The organism is Helicobacter sp. 11S02596-1 (assembly GCF_002272825.1).
Taxonomy (GTDB): Bacteria; Campylobacterota; Campylobacteria; order Campylobacterales; family Helicobacteraceae; genus Helicobacter_J.
In genome coordinates, this window is the sequence record NZ_MLAM01000018.1 from 1 (window position 1) to 15,522 (window position 15,522).

Genomic DNA, 15,522 nt, shown 5'->3' on the forward strand with positions numbered 1-15,522 from the left:
AAATATTCCAAAAAGGGTTGCGGGGGCGGGGTAGAAGGGGGGGCGCGGGGGGGGGAAAAAAAAAGACCCCCCCACCCCCCCCCCCCCCCCCCCCCCCCCCCCTCCCCCCCCCCCCCCACCCCCCCCCCCCCCGCCTGTGCCAGCACCCCCCCCCCCTCCGCCACCGCCCCCCGAACCGCCGGCGCCGTTGTTTTTTGTTTCCCAAAATGATTTGAGTGACAGCCTTGTGAAACTTTTGGGTATCCAATACAAAATCTATCGCCTCCATACTGATGATATTACCCGACATATTGATGAGCTGTTTTTTATCCCCCAAGAGTTTCGCCAACATATCTGGGCAAACGTGAGTGCGGGCAAGCTTAGCGACAAAGCTTCAGGCAATGCTTACAAAACCTTTCAAGCTGGCTATGACTATGCGTGGGCATATGATGGGCTTCGGTGGTTTGTTGGGGGGTTAGCAGATTATACTTATGGTAATCTCACGGCCGATTTATATGCAGGCAAAGTCCATTCAGTGGGGCTTGGGGCGTATTTTCAAGGGAATTATTATTACCAGAAAAATTTTGGCTTGAGTATCGATGCTTATGCAAAATATGCTTTTAATCATTACAACACAGACGGCAGGGCGGATTTGGATTACAACACATTCACAAACAACTATCATTTGATGTTTTTTAATCTCCGAGCGGGGTTTAAAGCACCGATTTCTTATGATAATAGCTGGTTTTTAGAACCCGGAATGCGTGTGAGCTGGGCATATATCAATCGGGCGGATTATGTTTATAAAACCACTGCCCCCCAGCTCAATCCCGACACGGGCGATATTCGTTTTCGGGATATTGATATCCATCTCCAGCAAGAAGCAGGCAAGATTTTTGGTAATCAATTTTTCCTCAATGTCGGCAAAATCTATCAAAATGATTCGATTTATTTTGATGTCCGCACGGGTTTGAGCTTTGCTTATGATTCTAGCACGGGCGGGGATATGCAGTTTGTCCAAGATGGGTATGAAGACCACCCTATCAAAGCGACAACGCCCCGAGATTATCGCTTGGGTGTGGCATTTGCTTCCAATCTTGCGATCAAAGAAAATCTCAAATTTTATCTTGATTTCAAACGCACATTTTTTAGCCACGTAGATACGAGCTATTTGGTAACGTTTGGGTTTCGCCTAGAGATTGGTAGATTGTTTAAACGCCCCGCACCACCCCTTATGCCTGCGCCTATCAAGCGCCAAAAAAGACCGCTCAATCGCTACAATGTCGGCGATGGTGTGGTGAAAAATGATTGGGTGCGGGTGCGGAGCAGAAGCGTAGCCCCAAAAGAAGTCGAAAATCAAAATTTCAGACCCAAGATGAGAACAAAGCCTTGAAATCAAGGTTTTTTGGAGGGGGTTAATTTTCTTGCTGTTTTTTTGTGCGCTTGGGATGATAAAAATTCATCAGATAAATCGCCCCGATGGCAATCCCGCCACCAATGATAGTGTGGAGTTGTGGGACTTCACCCAAGATAATCCCAGCAAATAACAATGCCCCGATAGGGACTAATAACACAAAAATCCCGCCTTGTGCCACACCTAAAACCTTGATCCCTTTGTAAAAAATCGTCGTGGCAAATGTTGTCGATAAGATGGTTACGCTAAACATCGAAAACCAAAAGCTTGATTTGACTTCAAATAATGGCTGGATGTCTTGGATAAATAACGAGGGCAAAAAGATAATAAAAGGGATTAAGGTGCTATAAAAATTGATCGCAATCGGGTGGGCAGATTCGGTCGCATATCGCGAACTCACGGTTAGAGCTCCCCACATCAGTGCAGCGAATACATAAATCATATTAAAAAGCGAAAATAATGTGTGGGGATTGGAAACATCGATCAAAAATGCTCCGGAGATTGCGCCTAAAAGCAAGCCGATTTTTTCTTTTCTTAGCAATGTGCTTTTCTTGAGTGCTGTCCAGATGATGGTCGCAAAGAGAGGGGAAAGGGCTTCAGCGATCACGCCCGCACTGCCTGCATCGCCATATTGCAAGCCGATGAGGAGAAGGTAGTTATAGATGGTATTGAAAACGCCCACTAAAATCGTGGGCAATATCGAGCTTTTAGGCAGAGAAAAAGGGATTTTCAAATAAACCATCACGGGCAAAAATGTCAAACTCACGATAGCGCATTTGATACAGGCGATCATAAATGGATCGAGCTGTTCGACCATTATTTTTGATGCTGTCCAAGTCAGCCCCCATAGCATCATTGCGACAAACATCAAGCCCCGCATTAAGATTCCTTGCTAATTATTATTAACGATGTTTTTTGTGGATCTCTTTTAGCATCGTTTCAAAGGCTTCTTTGGTGCCAGGTCGGACTTTTTGTGTGAAGCTCACAAGGACAATTGCGATACTCGCACACAAAAATCCCGGCACGATTTCATAGATTTCAAAATACGCCACACCAAAATTTTTATAAAGGATAACAACAACCGCCCCCGTAACCATCCCTGCAATCGCACCCAAACGTGTCATTCGTGACCAAAAAAGCGAGAAAACAATCACGCTACCAAAACTCGCTCCAAATCCTGCCCACGCATAGGCGACGATACTAAGAATGCTTGAATTTTTATCCGTAGATATGAAAAATGCCACGCACGCTACGATCAAAACCGAAATCCGTGAAAATGTCATCACGAGTTTGGGCGGGGCTTTTGTATTAAAAATCTTGCGATAAAAATCTTCAGCGATAGTTGATGAGGATACTAGCAATTGCGAACTTGCGGTGCTCATCACGGCTGCGAGTATCGCACTTAAGAGAATGCCAGCAATCCAAGGGTTGAAAAGTAGCTGGCTCATCACGATGAATATTTTTTCAGGATCGTTCAAAGATATATCAAATTTCACGATATAAGCAATCCCCAAAATCCCAATCATACACGCACCAAAAAGGCTAACGACCATCCAAGAAATCCCCACGGCTGTGGCTGTTGGGATTTGGCTCACAGAGCGTATCGACATAAAACGCACCAAGATATGGGGTTGCCCAAAATACCCCAGCCCCCAAGCTAGCGAAGAAATGATACCCAAAGCACTCACGCCTGTCCCAAAGGAGAGGGCTTCAGGCTTGATTTCTCTCACCAAAGACATCGCTTCACCCCAGCCCCCGAGATGATAAAGCATTACACAAGGAACGACAATAAGCGCACCCATCATCAAAAGCCCTTGGATCAAATCGGTCCAACAGACAGCTTTATAACCGCCAAAAAACGTATAAGCCACGATGATCACCGTGCCTGTGATAAGGGCGTAGTTGTATTTGATACCAAAGGTGGCTTCAAAAAGCTTCGCCCCACTGACTAGCCCAGAAGAAATATAAAATATAAAAAATATCAAAATGACAAATGCTGAAATGAGTCGCAAAATATGCTTGTCATCAGAAAATCGTGTTTCAAAATAATCGGGAATAGTGATGGAATTTGCGATCACGCTGGTATAGATTCGCAATCTTTTGGCGACCAATGCCCAGTTGATAAACGCCCCGATACTTAGTCCGATGGCAATGTAGCTTGATATCAACCCGCTCACATATAACGCCCCGGGTAATCCCATCAAAAGCCACCCGCTCATATCCGAAGCCCCCGCTGAAAGCGCACTGATAAAAGGGCCCATTGTGCGATTGCCTAAGAAATAATCCTCCGTGGTTTCATTTTTTTTGTAAAAATAAAAACCAATATAGAGCATAATCAACGCATAGATGATAAACGTAGTAACGATTGGAAAACTTAAACTAACAGTTTCTAAACCCATTTTAATCCTTTTTTAGTGCTCTGGCACCTAAGTTGCCGTATCGGTGATAAGAAATGCTGACAGATTTTTCAAAATGATAATAAAGCAGTTCAAAACGCCCATTCATAAGGGGTTTTGCCGAAGCAATCACGACAGCATTGAGCGCTGCGGCTTGATAGATCGGGTTGGTTTTGTCTGGTTTGGCAAAATAGCGCACCCGTCCAAATTGCGAGATTTTTTCTGCAAATTCTTTGTCGCTCTCATAGTGGATTTGTGCGTTGAGGGCGAGTTTGGCAAGATTTTGCTCGAGGAATGCAAAATGCGGGTTGCTCTGTTTTGAAGCGATACTAAGGCTCAAAGGAATGCCACAGGTATTTGCCCCGATGATCACACCCATCATATCTTGGAGGCTATCTTCTTCGCTGATGCGATAACCGATGGATTTGACTTTGGTGTAGGAAAATAGATTGTCTTCGCCACGAATATGGACATAATCTTTTTTGGTTTCAAATTCATTTTTATTGTGATAGGCATAGCTTTTTGCCATAGCGATGATAGGCGTGAATGCTTCTTTTTGCTTTTCGTTCAAATCCGGAGATTTTTGGAATTGCTCAAGATTTTTAGAGATCTCTGAATCAAGCAAGTGCGAATCAGCAACCTCTTGGGTGATGTTTGTGAATTGCGTGATGTAGTTGAAAATCCCTACCTTGCGTCCAAAACCGATGGCGGATTTTTTGATACCGCCAAATGGCTGGCGCAATACGATCGCCCCGGTGGTGGGTTTGTTGATATAGATATTACCGGCTTCGATATGCTCGATATAATAATCCCACTCACGCTCATCGAGAGACTCCAATCCGCTTGTAAGCCCGTATCCTGTGGCATTTGCCAAATCGATTGCGTGGGCGAGATCTTTGGCACACATTACCGAGAGGATAGGGACAAAAAGCTCGGTTTTATGGGTGTAATCCCCCTCTTTTGTGCCATATTTGATAGCGGGTTTCATCAGATAGGGGTTATTATCGATAAATTCGGGTTTGATAGCCCATTCTTCGGTTGCTTCTTTGGAGTCGATGGCTTTTTGAACCTTGTCATTGACCTTATCAGCGAGTGTGCCGATTTTGTTTTTCAAAACAAATGGATCGCCTACTGCCATACTTTCTGTCGCATCGATAAGGGTTTTTTTGAAATTTTCATCATTATAAACCTCTTCTTCAAGGATCAAAAGCGATGTGGCAGAACATTTTTGCCCCGAATTGCTAAAGGCTGAATGGATAATATTTTTGATGGCTTGATCCCTGTCTGCCATCTTGCTTACGATGGTGGCGTTTTTCCCGCCTGTTTCAGCTGAAAGCAAAAGTGCGGGGTTGGCTTCGAGCATTTTATAGGCGGTATCTTCGCCTCCTGTGAGGATCGAAAAGCTAATCGCCTCATCGCCTAGGAGATATTTGCTAATATCTGAACCCCTCGCAGGTAGGTAGATAAGGGCGTCTCTTGGAATCCCTGCTTCCCAAAAACATTCACACAGCATATAGCCCGTAACGCTTGAGAGGCTGGAGGGTTTATAAATCACACGATTTCCCGCTGCTAGTGGCGCAGCGATAGTCCCTGCTGAAATCCCTACCGGGAAGTTCCACGGCGCGATCACTACACCAATGCCTTTGGGGGCAAAATGCGTGTTGGGGTTTTGTTCTTTGAGGACTTTGAGGCTGTAGGGATAAAATTCCAAAAAGTCGATGGCTTCGCTGACTTCAGCGTCAGTTTCTGCATAGGTTTTGCCTACTTCTAAGGCGGCGATACCGATGAGATCGCCTCGTTTTTCACGCAATTTCTGTGCGGTTTGTGAAAGGAGTTGGTGGATTTTTTTGGGGTCTGTTTGAGAAAATCCGCTCTTATCTTCTTTGGCGATTTGGAGGATTTTCCCGATAGCTTCCTTGTCAGCTTGGGCGATGGAGGCGATTTTTTTATTATGGATTTTGTCAAAAACATCTGTGGTTTTCATCCCGGCTGTTTGGATCTTTTCTCCTGCGATAGGGCAGAGTTCCAAGACGGGCAAATTGCTGTATTTTTCTTTGATTTTTTGCGCCCATTGCCTGTTTTGTGGGAGGATAAAATCCGTGTCGCTTTCGTTGCTAAATGTGTCATTATCATAAGTGCTTTTAGCGCTTTGAGGCAAGAGGCGGTTTTGGACTCTGTGGGTAGAGTTATCGAGCTTGGCGATATTTTTGAGCGAATCCAAAAACAGCTGTTTTTGGATTTCCCAGTTTTTTGATCCGACTTTGAGATTGAAAAAATACCGCATAAAATTGTCTTCGCTGGTATTTTCATCAAGTCTTCTGACCAAATAAGCGATGGCGTTATTGAAGTGCTCTTGGTTGCACACCGGTGCATACAAGATAAGCTTGTGCATTTGGGAGAGTTCATAAGAGGCTTGCAAGCTCATCCCCTCAAGCATTTCAAATGTGAAGCTTTCTTGTGCGCCTTTTTCATAGATTCTTGTGTAGGCATAGGCGATCTCAAAGATATTGTGTGAGGCAATACCCACGTTGATGTATTTGTAATTATCTCCCTCCAAAACAAAATCAAGCATTTTGTTGTAGTTCGAATCGGTATCCATTTTTTTGGAAAATGTCGGGAGTTCCCAGCCTTTTTGGGAAGCGATGGTTTCTTCTGATTCCATATTTGCCCCTTTGACAAAGCGTATCTTGATGGGGGGTTTGCCTGATTTTACACGCTCTTTGGAGAATGCGTGGAGTTTTTCTAGGTAATGGAGAGAATCAGGGATATAAGCTTGCAAGACAATGCCAGCGTGGATGTCGAATTTTGCAATTGACTCCATAAAGGCAGCGACCGTGAGTTCTAAGTCTCTAAATTCTTCCATATCGAGGTTGATGAATTTTTTTACGCCGTGTTGTTTTTCGTAATCTTGCGCGATGGCATAGAGTTCATCAAGGCGCTTGATGACTTCGTTTTTGGAGTATTCAAAATCAATGATATTGATTTGTGAAAAAATCGTGGTGATTTTGATCGAAATGTATTTGATATGCTTAGATTTCAGGGCGTCTTCGTATTTTTTCATCCGATAGTGTGATTCCGCTTCGCCCAAGACTTCTTCGCCGATGAGATTGACATTGAGCGTGATATTTTGGGCTTCTCTTTTGATGATATGGGCATCAAGTTTGGATTTTTCCTCATCTAGCACCATTGCTTTGGTATCCTCACGGATATAATTGACAAAAAATGGCACGCTAATACTTGGGGCTAGCTTGCCTGCAGACAGGAAAGAAAACAGCAAGAATTTTTCATAAGCGGTGAAAAAATCTGCAATGCCGTATTTGCCTAAAATATATTCGATTTCGCCAAATCGGGCTTTGTTATCAAAACATCGGAAACTGCGGTCAAGTAGCTCGATAAGCATTACTTTGTTCTTGGGATTATCCAAGAGTTTTTGCATTTTTTGATGGAACTTTTTCTCTGTTGCAGAGATGTGTTCAGTGATTTTTTCTTGTAGCATTTCTGCAAGTTGGAGTGATTTGGAAACTAACTCATCCATAATTTTGTCCTTATTTTTGTGGAATTTCTGAAAGTTTAACATATAAGATATGTTAAATTCTCTTAAAAATTTAATAAATGGGTAGCAAAATCAATCAATTTTTTTTGCCAGTGTAGAAATGCTACATCTATCCCTGCGAATATATCCCAAGATTTGGGGGTTTTGAAAGGATTGTATTCATTGACTTCTGAAAAAAATTTCTTGAATATTTTCTTGATTTGTTACCAATTTTCAAAAAGCTAAAAAAACAATACAAACTATGGGTATTTTTTTGCTAGCAATGAATATGATTGTAGATTGAATGAAGTTCATCCCGACAGGAGAGAGAATGCAACCGAACAATAATAGATTTGTGCGCGATCTCAAAACACGCCATTTGATGATGATAGCCTTTGGCGGGGCGATGGGGACAGGGCTTTTTGTCGGCACGGGGGAAAGTCTGCATACCGCCGGTCCTTTGGGGACTTTGATTGCTTATTGTGTGGCTTCAGTGATTGTTTATTCCATTATGCTTTCATTGGGTGAGCTTAGCTCGTATTTTCCTGATACAGGGAGTTTTGGCGATTATGCCCATCGCTTTATCTCGCCATCTGCGGGGTATCTAGTTTTTTGGCTTTATTGGCTCAATTGGGTGGTTGCTGTTGGTGTGGAGTTTATCGCGGTGGGATTTTTAATGCAAAAATGGCTACCTAATGTCCATATTTGGGTCTGGGTGGTGTGTTTTGCCTCGATTATTTTTGGCTTCAATGTCTATCGGGTGAAAGCTTTTGCTGAAAGTGAATTTACCTTGTCGCTTATCAAGGTGATTGCGGTGAGCGTGTTTTTGATTATCGGCTTTGGGATGATGATTTATCATTTGTATTTGAATGGTTTTGCCCTCACATTTGCGAATTTTTATTTTCAAAGCCCCGAATATATGGGATTTTTCCCCAACGGCATTCAAGCGGTGTTTATGACGATTTTGGCTGTGAATTTTGCTTTTACAGGCACAGAAGTCATCGGCGTGGCTGTGGGGGAGACAAAAGACCCCGCTAAGGCAATGCCAGTGGCGATCAATGCGACATTATGGCGGTTGATAATCTTTTTTGTCGGATCGGTGGTGATTTTGGCGACATTTTTGCCGATGAATGATGCAAGTATTACTAAAAGCCCCTTTGTAGGCGTTCTGGAGATTTTTAACGTCCCCTTTGCCGCAGATGTGATGAATGCGGTCTTGATTATTGCGTTGCTATCGACAGCCAATTCGGGGCTTTATGCCTCTGCACGGATGATTTGGGGCTTGGCTGAAAAGAAAATGCTCCCTAGTCTCTTTGGCAAGGTCAATAAGCGGGGTATCCCGATGAATGCGCTCATCCTTTCAATGATAGTGTCTTTGATTGCCTTGTTGAGCTATTTTTTCGCCCCCAAAAGCGTGATTAATAATCTGATTGCGGTGAGCGGGTTTTCGATGATGTTGGTTTGGGTGAGTGTGAGTATCGCGCAATATAAATTCAGAAAATGGTATCTCGCACAAGGCAATCGCCTCGAGGATTTGCCCTACAAGACGCCATTTACACCCGGAATCCAAATACTTGGGATTATCGGCTGTGTGGTTTCGATGGTGGGGGCTTATTTTGATGTGGCGCAACGGGTAGCGATCTATGGGACGATTATTTTTTGTGTGATTTGTTTGGTGAGTTATTATATTTCTACTCGGTTTGTTTGGAAACAAACCTGAAGACCGCTCATCTATTTTCTACTCGATTCAGTTTAAAAACTGAATCGCAAGACCACTTCGGGCAGTCCAACTGCCCTGCGTTCCTAAAGCTCAGGGTTATTCCCAGCTTCGCTGGTCATCAACCCGGTTTCTTCGGTTTTTATTATGCTTACTCGGTTTGTTTGGAAACAAACCTGAAGACCATTTCGGCAGGCAAAGTTTCTAAGGTTTTTACTTGATTCGATAAATCAAGTCCTTATTATGAAATCTTCCTTTAAAACAACTCGCTATGCGAACCGATACGCAGGGCATTGAGAATCAAAATATCTTCGCATTTTTCATAAATCAATAATAAATCAGGCAAGATATGGCATTCCCTAAGCCCATCATAACTGCCTTTAAGCTTATGGTCTCTATATTTGGGTTCTAGGATTTCATCATTAGCGAGGCGATTTAAAATCTCTCGAACGCTTTTTCGATTTTGTGGGCTTAATTTTTTAAAATTCTTGGAGAATCTTTTTGAATCAACAATTTTATATTTTGTTGCCATTCAAAATCGCCTCTTCCATTTCCTCCGCACTATCATAGCCCTTGATTTTACCTGCTTTGTAATCTGCTTTTAATTGCTGGGATTCTTTTCTTAATGTCGCCACAATCTCATCATCGCTTCGCTTGGTCTTCATTTTTAAATTTGCACCCGCTGCCAAGCTTTTGAGTGCTGGCAAAAGTTCGTTACCCACATTTTCAAGAATTACGGTCATCGCATATCCTTTTAATTTTTTGCTCGATTATACCACATACCATAAAGTGCTTAATTTGGATTATTTGCAATGATTCACGTTGTGAATCTAAATACCGCCACGCCTTTTCACCCTATCAACTAAGGGGGCGTGACGGGGGTAGGGGTTTTAAAGGGGTCTTTTTGACCCGCCCACCCAAATGGCGGTCTTCGCAATTCTAAGCCCCCTAGTCCCTTTCTAGCGAATATGAGAAAAAATAACTAGTCGCACAGCTATGGAAAAGAATCATTATTTTGGATTTGATTTAGTTTGAAAAATTGAATCGCAAGACCATTTCATTATTTTTCACTCAGTTTGATTTGCAAAATAAGCAAACAAAGCGAATTAAAAAATCCCTAGTTTTGTTTTCCCTTTTTGAGGCTTTCGCCTTTTAAGGGGAAGGGGGGCTTAAATTGCGAAGTCCGCCCCCCATTCCCCTTAACAACCCTTTCCCCCTGACCCGCCCCCCTAGCAGATAAGGTGAAAAAGCGTAGTAGGCTTTGGTTTGTTGGCGGGTAAGATTTAAATACCTTAGAAACCTATCTCGAATACACAAAGCAAAGCTTTGGGTATGAGATGGTTACTTTAGGAACGCAGGGCAGTTGGACTGCCCGAAGTGGTATTCAGGTTTGGGTTTTAAAACCCAAACCGAGTGAAAAATAATATTCTTTTGTCGCGCTTGTGTGCTGTGAAAAATCGGAAAATTTTGACCCGCCCACCCAATTGTTGAAGTGTAACCGCCGATTTTGCTTTATTATTTGAACTCAATTCGCTTAGCGAATTTGAAGACCACTTCGGCAAGCTAAGCCCGCCTACGTTCCTAAAGGACACAAGCAAGCGACTTCCCCGCCCATCGTTTAAATGTTCCGCCGAAAAGGAACAGAGGCTTATTCTTTTCGGGGCTAATTGGGGGAGAGGCGGTAAAGCCAGAGCCAACTGCTTGGCTCTGGTAGCCTCACACGGCGATTGTTTATGCCCGCAAGGACATAGCAGACGGCAGGTTAGGGGAGGGTTAAACCCCTTTTGTTGAAAACAAAACATTTATGTTTTACTCGATTCGCAAGCGAATCTGAAGATCACTCACAGGGAGTGAATCCCTGTTCGTTCCTAAAGGATAGGGTTATTCCGTGCTTCGCACGTCATCAACCCAGTTTCTAAGGTTTTCATTATGCTTACTCGGTTTGTTTAAAAACCAAAAACCTCATTTTCAAATGTCAAGAAATTATCAAGTTTATGTTTTTTGATTTTTTTCTTATAAATTTCAGCTATTTTTTATCAAACTAGATAAATAATTATGATTATCATTTTATTAGAAATATAAAGGAAAAAGTAAATGAAACAAAAACGCTTGACACAAATTTTTTTTAATCGTTTCAAAAAAACGATTTCTCGCTCACGTTTTGCACTCGTTGCATCGATTTTTGGCACAGCGGTGGGGCAAGGATTGTTCGCAGATAGTATGCCCCCCCCCCCATTAGTAGCCCCAGAAAATAAAAATATCGATAAGTCTAGTAGCTCTGCTACGTATAATGGCATTAATGAATACACAAAAAAAGCTGGTGCAAGCTCCCAGACATTTTTTAAAGCCATTGATGGCAACACTTGGATAGCACTCAAAGATAGCCAAAATTTCAATGATTTTAGGCTCTATACCTATTATCCCGCAGGTGCTTCGCAATCTTCTTTTAGCTTCCCGATCGCCCCCATTGGTCCATTGCCGATTCCTGGAAATAATGGTCGGGGCGTGGGTGCTATTGGTTATAAATCGGCTTCTATTCTCCTAGAAGATGGGATGAATTTTCAAACCTTGATCTTAGGCCCTGCAACTTATGGGAATCTCACATTCAATAAACGCCTAAATAATGTCGATTCAAGTCTTGATAATCTCTCCCTTGGGCTCTATCACAGAGATGACGCCCCGATGGAAGCGCATCTCAAGCACCCCTATGCCTCCCGCTCAGTCCTAAGTATCGCACCGGGGCAATACACGGGAACAGATAAAAGCAGTGATAATCCGGGTGGCTTTAAAAAAGAAGATAAAAAAAATCTCAATATGGGTGGGACGCTACGGCTTTCAAATGGCTCGACATTGAGTGTAGGCAAACAAATAAATACTTATACTAACAATTTTTTTGATAGCGGGACTTATATTGAAGATGACTATAAAAATGATGATGGTCCAACCGGTTTTCCAGGCGATTTTGATGTGCTCGATGTGATCAACTTCAAAGCCAGACAAGAAAGCCAATATGTCTATCCCAAAGCCAAATTTTATAGTGGCGATGCCAATGATAAAGGCGAGGTGTTTGATAGCCTCAAATACCAAGAAGCGGTGGGTAATAATGATGATATGGCTACGATTTCTCAAAATACCCAAGTGAGCTTTTATGCCAAAGAATTTAACAACACCGGCCAACTCTATGCGAGCGGGGGTTTTGGTAGCGTGCATATCGATACCCGCCACGCGGGCACAGAGGCAAAAACGCTTGGCGCTATCAAGGTGCATAATCTCATCACAGGGATAGTCAGCAATGGTGATGACAATCTCACAGCAGATGGGAGAAAAACCCTTGAGGCACAGCAAAAAGCTCTCGAGGCTAAAGTCGCTGCCAAAAAAGATGAGAAAGAAAAAGAAAGCACTAAGGTTAAAGCAAACGAAGCTAGCAGTCCAGCTGATAAAAAAGAAGAAACCACCGCTCAAAATAAGCCTAGTGAAGAAAACAATAATAATGCCGTAGTTGCCAGTTCTGATAATAAAGTTCAAGGAGATGAAACTAGCATTCCCAATATTCCCGATGGGGGAAAAGCAACTGAATCATCAAATACCCAAGCCAATGAAGAAATTGCCCTCATCAAGCCTGAAACCAAAGCCACCCACGATGCCAAAAATATGGTTTTAGCGCTCAATGACAAGATGGGTGAAGACCCGGATGACTACTCCGCACCTGATAAGCATTTTACCTCGTATAACAACTACTCAGAGGGGCGAATGAGCGCATTTGACTACGGGACTATCGATATTATAGGCACGCTAGAAAATAAAACCAGCGGGACGATTTTGCTTGTTGATGGCGGGAGGCTCAATGTTACTGGGGATTTCAAAAACGAGGGCTGGATAATGACCGGGGCAATCGACACCAATGACGCCGGCTATATCAATGTAACTGGCAAAAGCACGCTGTCTTATGAAAAATCCCATATCGGATTTATCTCCAAAAAACAGCCCATCCTTGCCGATCGTGCCTATCTTTTGCTAAAAAGCAAAGGCGGGATTGAGATCACAGACAAACCCGCAGACAACGCCCAGACCACCGAAGCGATCAATCCAGAAAACTTTGCGTTATTTACTGCGAATAAAATAAACGGCAGGCTTAGTGATGTCGAGGAATTTGATGACTACGCCCGTGAAAATCTTAAATTCTCTAGCAGTCTAGGCGATGATAATAAAAACCTCTATGTCTCTATCACAACCAGCCAAGTTGGCAAGCAAAAAAGTATCGCCCAGCTTTACTCAGAGGCGGTATTCCAGCAGTTGATGAACCAGCTCCGAGCCAACGTGGCAAAAAATCTAATACCCAAAAAGATCCGTCATCTTGAGTTTAGCGATCGTATCGCACTTGCCAATGATCTCATCACACAATATGAAGCCACTGCGACAAAACCCTATGATGAGACGGAAAAAAATAAAATCAGCGCTGAAATTGCTAGTATCGATGCCCAAATAAAAGCCAAGCAAGAGGCTTACGATACCATCAAGAAAGAAATAGATAATATTAAACTCCAAAAAAATACATACGTTACTTCAGAACTTAATAGCGTAAAAACTTATTTAGAAAACCATCAACTTTGGGGATTAAATGAAGCAAACGACTTCAAAGCAGAGTTAGAAAAAAGATTAAAAGGCTATGAGGAACAAATCTCAAAAACCACTGATGAGGTAAATAAAAAACATTTAGAAGATAGAAAATCAGCCATCACTTATCTGAAAACAGAGTTTGAAGATTTTTTGAAAGAAAAAAAAGATAACGACGCTGTTTATAATAATAAAGATGATTTTTTAAACAAGATTCCTGAAAAAGTAGCGGAGTATCAGAAAAAAGACCAAGAATTGGCAACTCAAGAAACTCAAAAAAAGCAAGATGTCGCTTATACAGAATATGAGAAATTAGTAGGGGATAAAAACAACAAAGACCGTGATCTCACTAATGAGAAAAAAGCTGAAGAAGCCTACAATGCTAGCCTAGCAGAGCGTCAAAAAAGGCTAGAAAAAATGAAAGAAGCCAAGCGGGTTTTTGAAACCAACGGGGCGGAGGGCTACGATGTGTATAAGATGTTTATTGGTAACCCTGAAGGCAAAGATGGCTATACTGGTTATAATTCCACACTCAATGGCTATATCACGGGATTGGTAGAGGCTATCAATAGTCTTTATACAAAGATAGACAAAAGCGATGCTGAAAATAAACCTATCCTGGATAAAAAACATTTTAGCTACCTCACAGATAGCCAGTTTGAAAAACTCCAGCAAGAATATAACAAGATCTATGACACCGCGCACAACAAAGCCCTCGCGCTCCAAAATGAGATGAGACAAAAGCTCGAAACCCTTTCTAAAGAAAAGCAAGATAAAGAGAAAGCTGATCTTAAAAAACGATATGATGATTTGAATACAGCATTTTCTCAAGCACAGCAGAGTCTCAATGAATATGTCGCAAAAAAGAAAATCGAGCTTCAATCACAGGTAGCAGAAACATCCGAATATAAAACAAAAATATCTGCACAAAAACAAAAACTTCAAACCGAAGCTGTGGAAGCAATGCTTAATTTACAAAAAAAGGAATTGGATGATTTGAAAAGTTCATTAGCGACAAAGGAAAGCCGTTTGGAAACCCTCAAAAAAGATGAAGAAAAAAATAAATCAAGCATAACGCTTTATACAAATCTTGTAAATAATGCTAAAACTGGGATACAAGAAGCAGAAAATAGAATTAAAACCCAAGATAAAACTTATATCGAAAAACATTTTAAAGATGGAGATATTTCTAGCGTTGATGATAGTTTTTATAATTCATTATATGAAAATTATGAAAGCAAACTCAAGGAATTTGAAAAAACCGCTGAGGTTGAGATGGTAAATGAATTATTAAATAAAGATACAGAGAAAAAAGCCTTTGATGAAAAAGTTGCTACCGCTCAAGCCGAGCTTAATAAAGAAAAAGAAGCCATTGGCGTTCAAGGGAGTGAAGCTGTCAATACGGCACTGACCCGCAAAGTAGGGCGTAAAAACGCCCAAGAAACCAAAAAAATCCTTGATAGCTATGTCGGGCAGTTTGAAGCCCTTTATAAGGAGCTAAATAACTTGGACACGACTGTGTTAGCCATCGCGGTGCAAAATGCCGAAAAATTTTCTGATAAGGAACTCAAAGTGATGGAGGGTATCGAAAAGCTTTCCCCCGCACTCAAAAATACCATCGCGGTGCAAATGCAGACATTAGATCCTAGCATTGTCCAAGATGTCATCGCCAAAGTCGATAAACACAATCAAGATTCTGCCCAAGCCACCAAATCCAACACCACCTCAGAAAGTATGGGTGTAATCTTTAAATCCTCTACTACCAATCGCCTCTCAATGCTAAGCAATCCTTTTGGGGGAAGCAATAATAGCTTTGAAGCGATGATTAAAAAAGCCATGCAATACAAATATGCTGATAATGGTGAGGGTA

The 15,522-nt window shown here is 42.1% G+C and carries 8 protein-coding genes; 3 read left to right on the forward strand and 5 right to left on the reverse strand.

The genetic code is table 11. From position 1 onward, the window contains the following. The first annotated feature begins 187 nt into the window (after positions 1-187). Positions 188-1,372, forward strand: a complete 1,185-nt coding sequence (locus tag BJI48_RS08905) for an autotransporter outer membrane beta-barrel domain-containing protein (RefSeq protein ID WP_180763105.1) — start codon at positions 188-190, stop codon at positions 1,370-1,372. 22 nt (positions 1,373-1,394) lie between these two features. On the opposite strand, the gene BJI48_RS08910 is transcribed toward BJI48_RS08905, so the two are convergent. From BJI48_RS08910 to BJI48_RS08920, 3 genes are read right to left on the reverse strand one after another with little or no spacing between them, the layout of a single operon-like run. Continuing rightward, positions 1,395-2,273: a DMT family transporter gene (locus tag BJI48_RS08910; RefSeq protein WP_257874449.1), complete on the reverse strand. Its 879-nt coding sequence runs from the start codon at positions 2,271-2,273 to the stop codon at positions 1,395-1,397. A gap of 22 nt (positions 2,274-2,295) precedes the next feature. Beyond that, positions 2,296-3,792, reverse strand: a complete 1,497-nt coding sequence (putP, locus tag BJI48_RS08915) for a sodium/proline symporter PutP (RefSeq protein ID WP_095334164.1) — start codon at positions 3,790-3,792, stop codon at positions 2,296-2,298. A gap of 1 nt (position 3,793) precedes the next feature. Then, positions 3,794-7,324, reverse strand: coding sequence for a proline dehydrogenase family protein (locus tag BJI48_RS08920; RefSeq protein ID WP_095334166.1), 3,531 nt, complete (start codon positions 7,322-7,324; stop codon positions 3,794-3,796). A gap of 328 nt (positions 7,325-7,652) precedes the next feature. Here BJI48_RS08920 and BJI48_RS08925 point away from each other — a divergent pair, with 328 nt between their 5' ends. Beyond that, positions 7,653-9,041 carry an amino acid permease gene (locus BJI48_RS08925; RefSeq protein WP_095334168.1) on the forward strand — a complete coding sequence of 463 codons (1,389 nt, stop codon included), beginning with the start codon at positions 7,653-7,655 and terminating at the stop codon, positions 9,039-9,041. Positions 9,042-9,294: 253 nt separating this feature from the next. Here BJI48_RS08925 and BJI48_RS08930 read toward each other — a convergent pair whose 3' ends face one another. Both BJI48_RS08930 and BJI48_RS08935 read right to left on the reverse strand, forming a co-directional pair. Then, complete coding sequence (locus BJI48_RS08930; protein ID WP_095334170.1) at positions 9,295-9,570, reverse strand: type II toxin-antitoxin system YafQ family toxin; 276 nt, start codon at positions 9,568-9,570, stop codon at positions 9,295-9,297. Further along, positions 9,554-9,781: a hypothetical protein gene (locus BJI48_RS08935; protein ID WP_095334172.1), complete on the reverse strand. Its 228-nt coding sequence runs from the start codon at positions 9,779-9,781 to the stop codon at positions 9,554-9,556. The genes BJI48_RS08930 and BJI48_RS08935 overlap by 17 nt, the downstream gene beginning before the upstream one ends. Before the next feature lie 1,351 nt (positions 9,782-11,132). On the opposite strand from BJI48_RS08935, the gene BJI48_RS08940 reads away from it, so the two are divergent. After that, positions 11,133-15,522, forward strand: a 4,390-nt coding sequence (locus tag BJI48_RS08940) for a hypothetical protein (RefSeq protein WP_143428797.1), incomplete at its 3' end; no start/stop codon positions are given.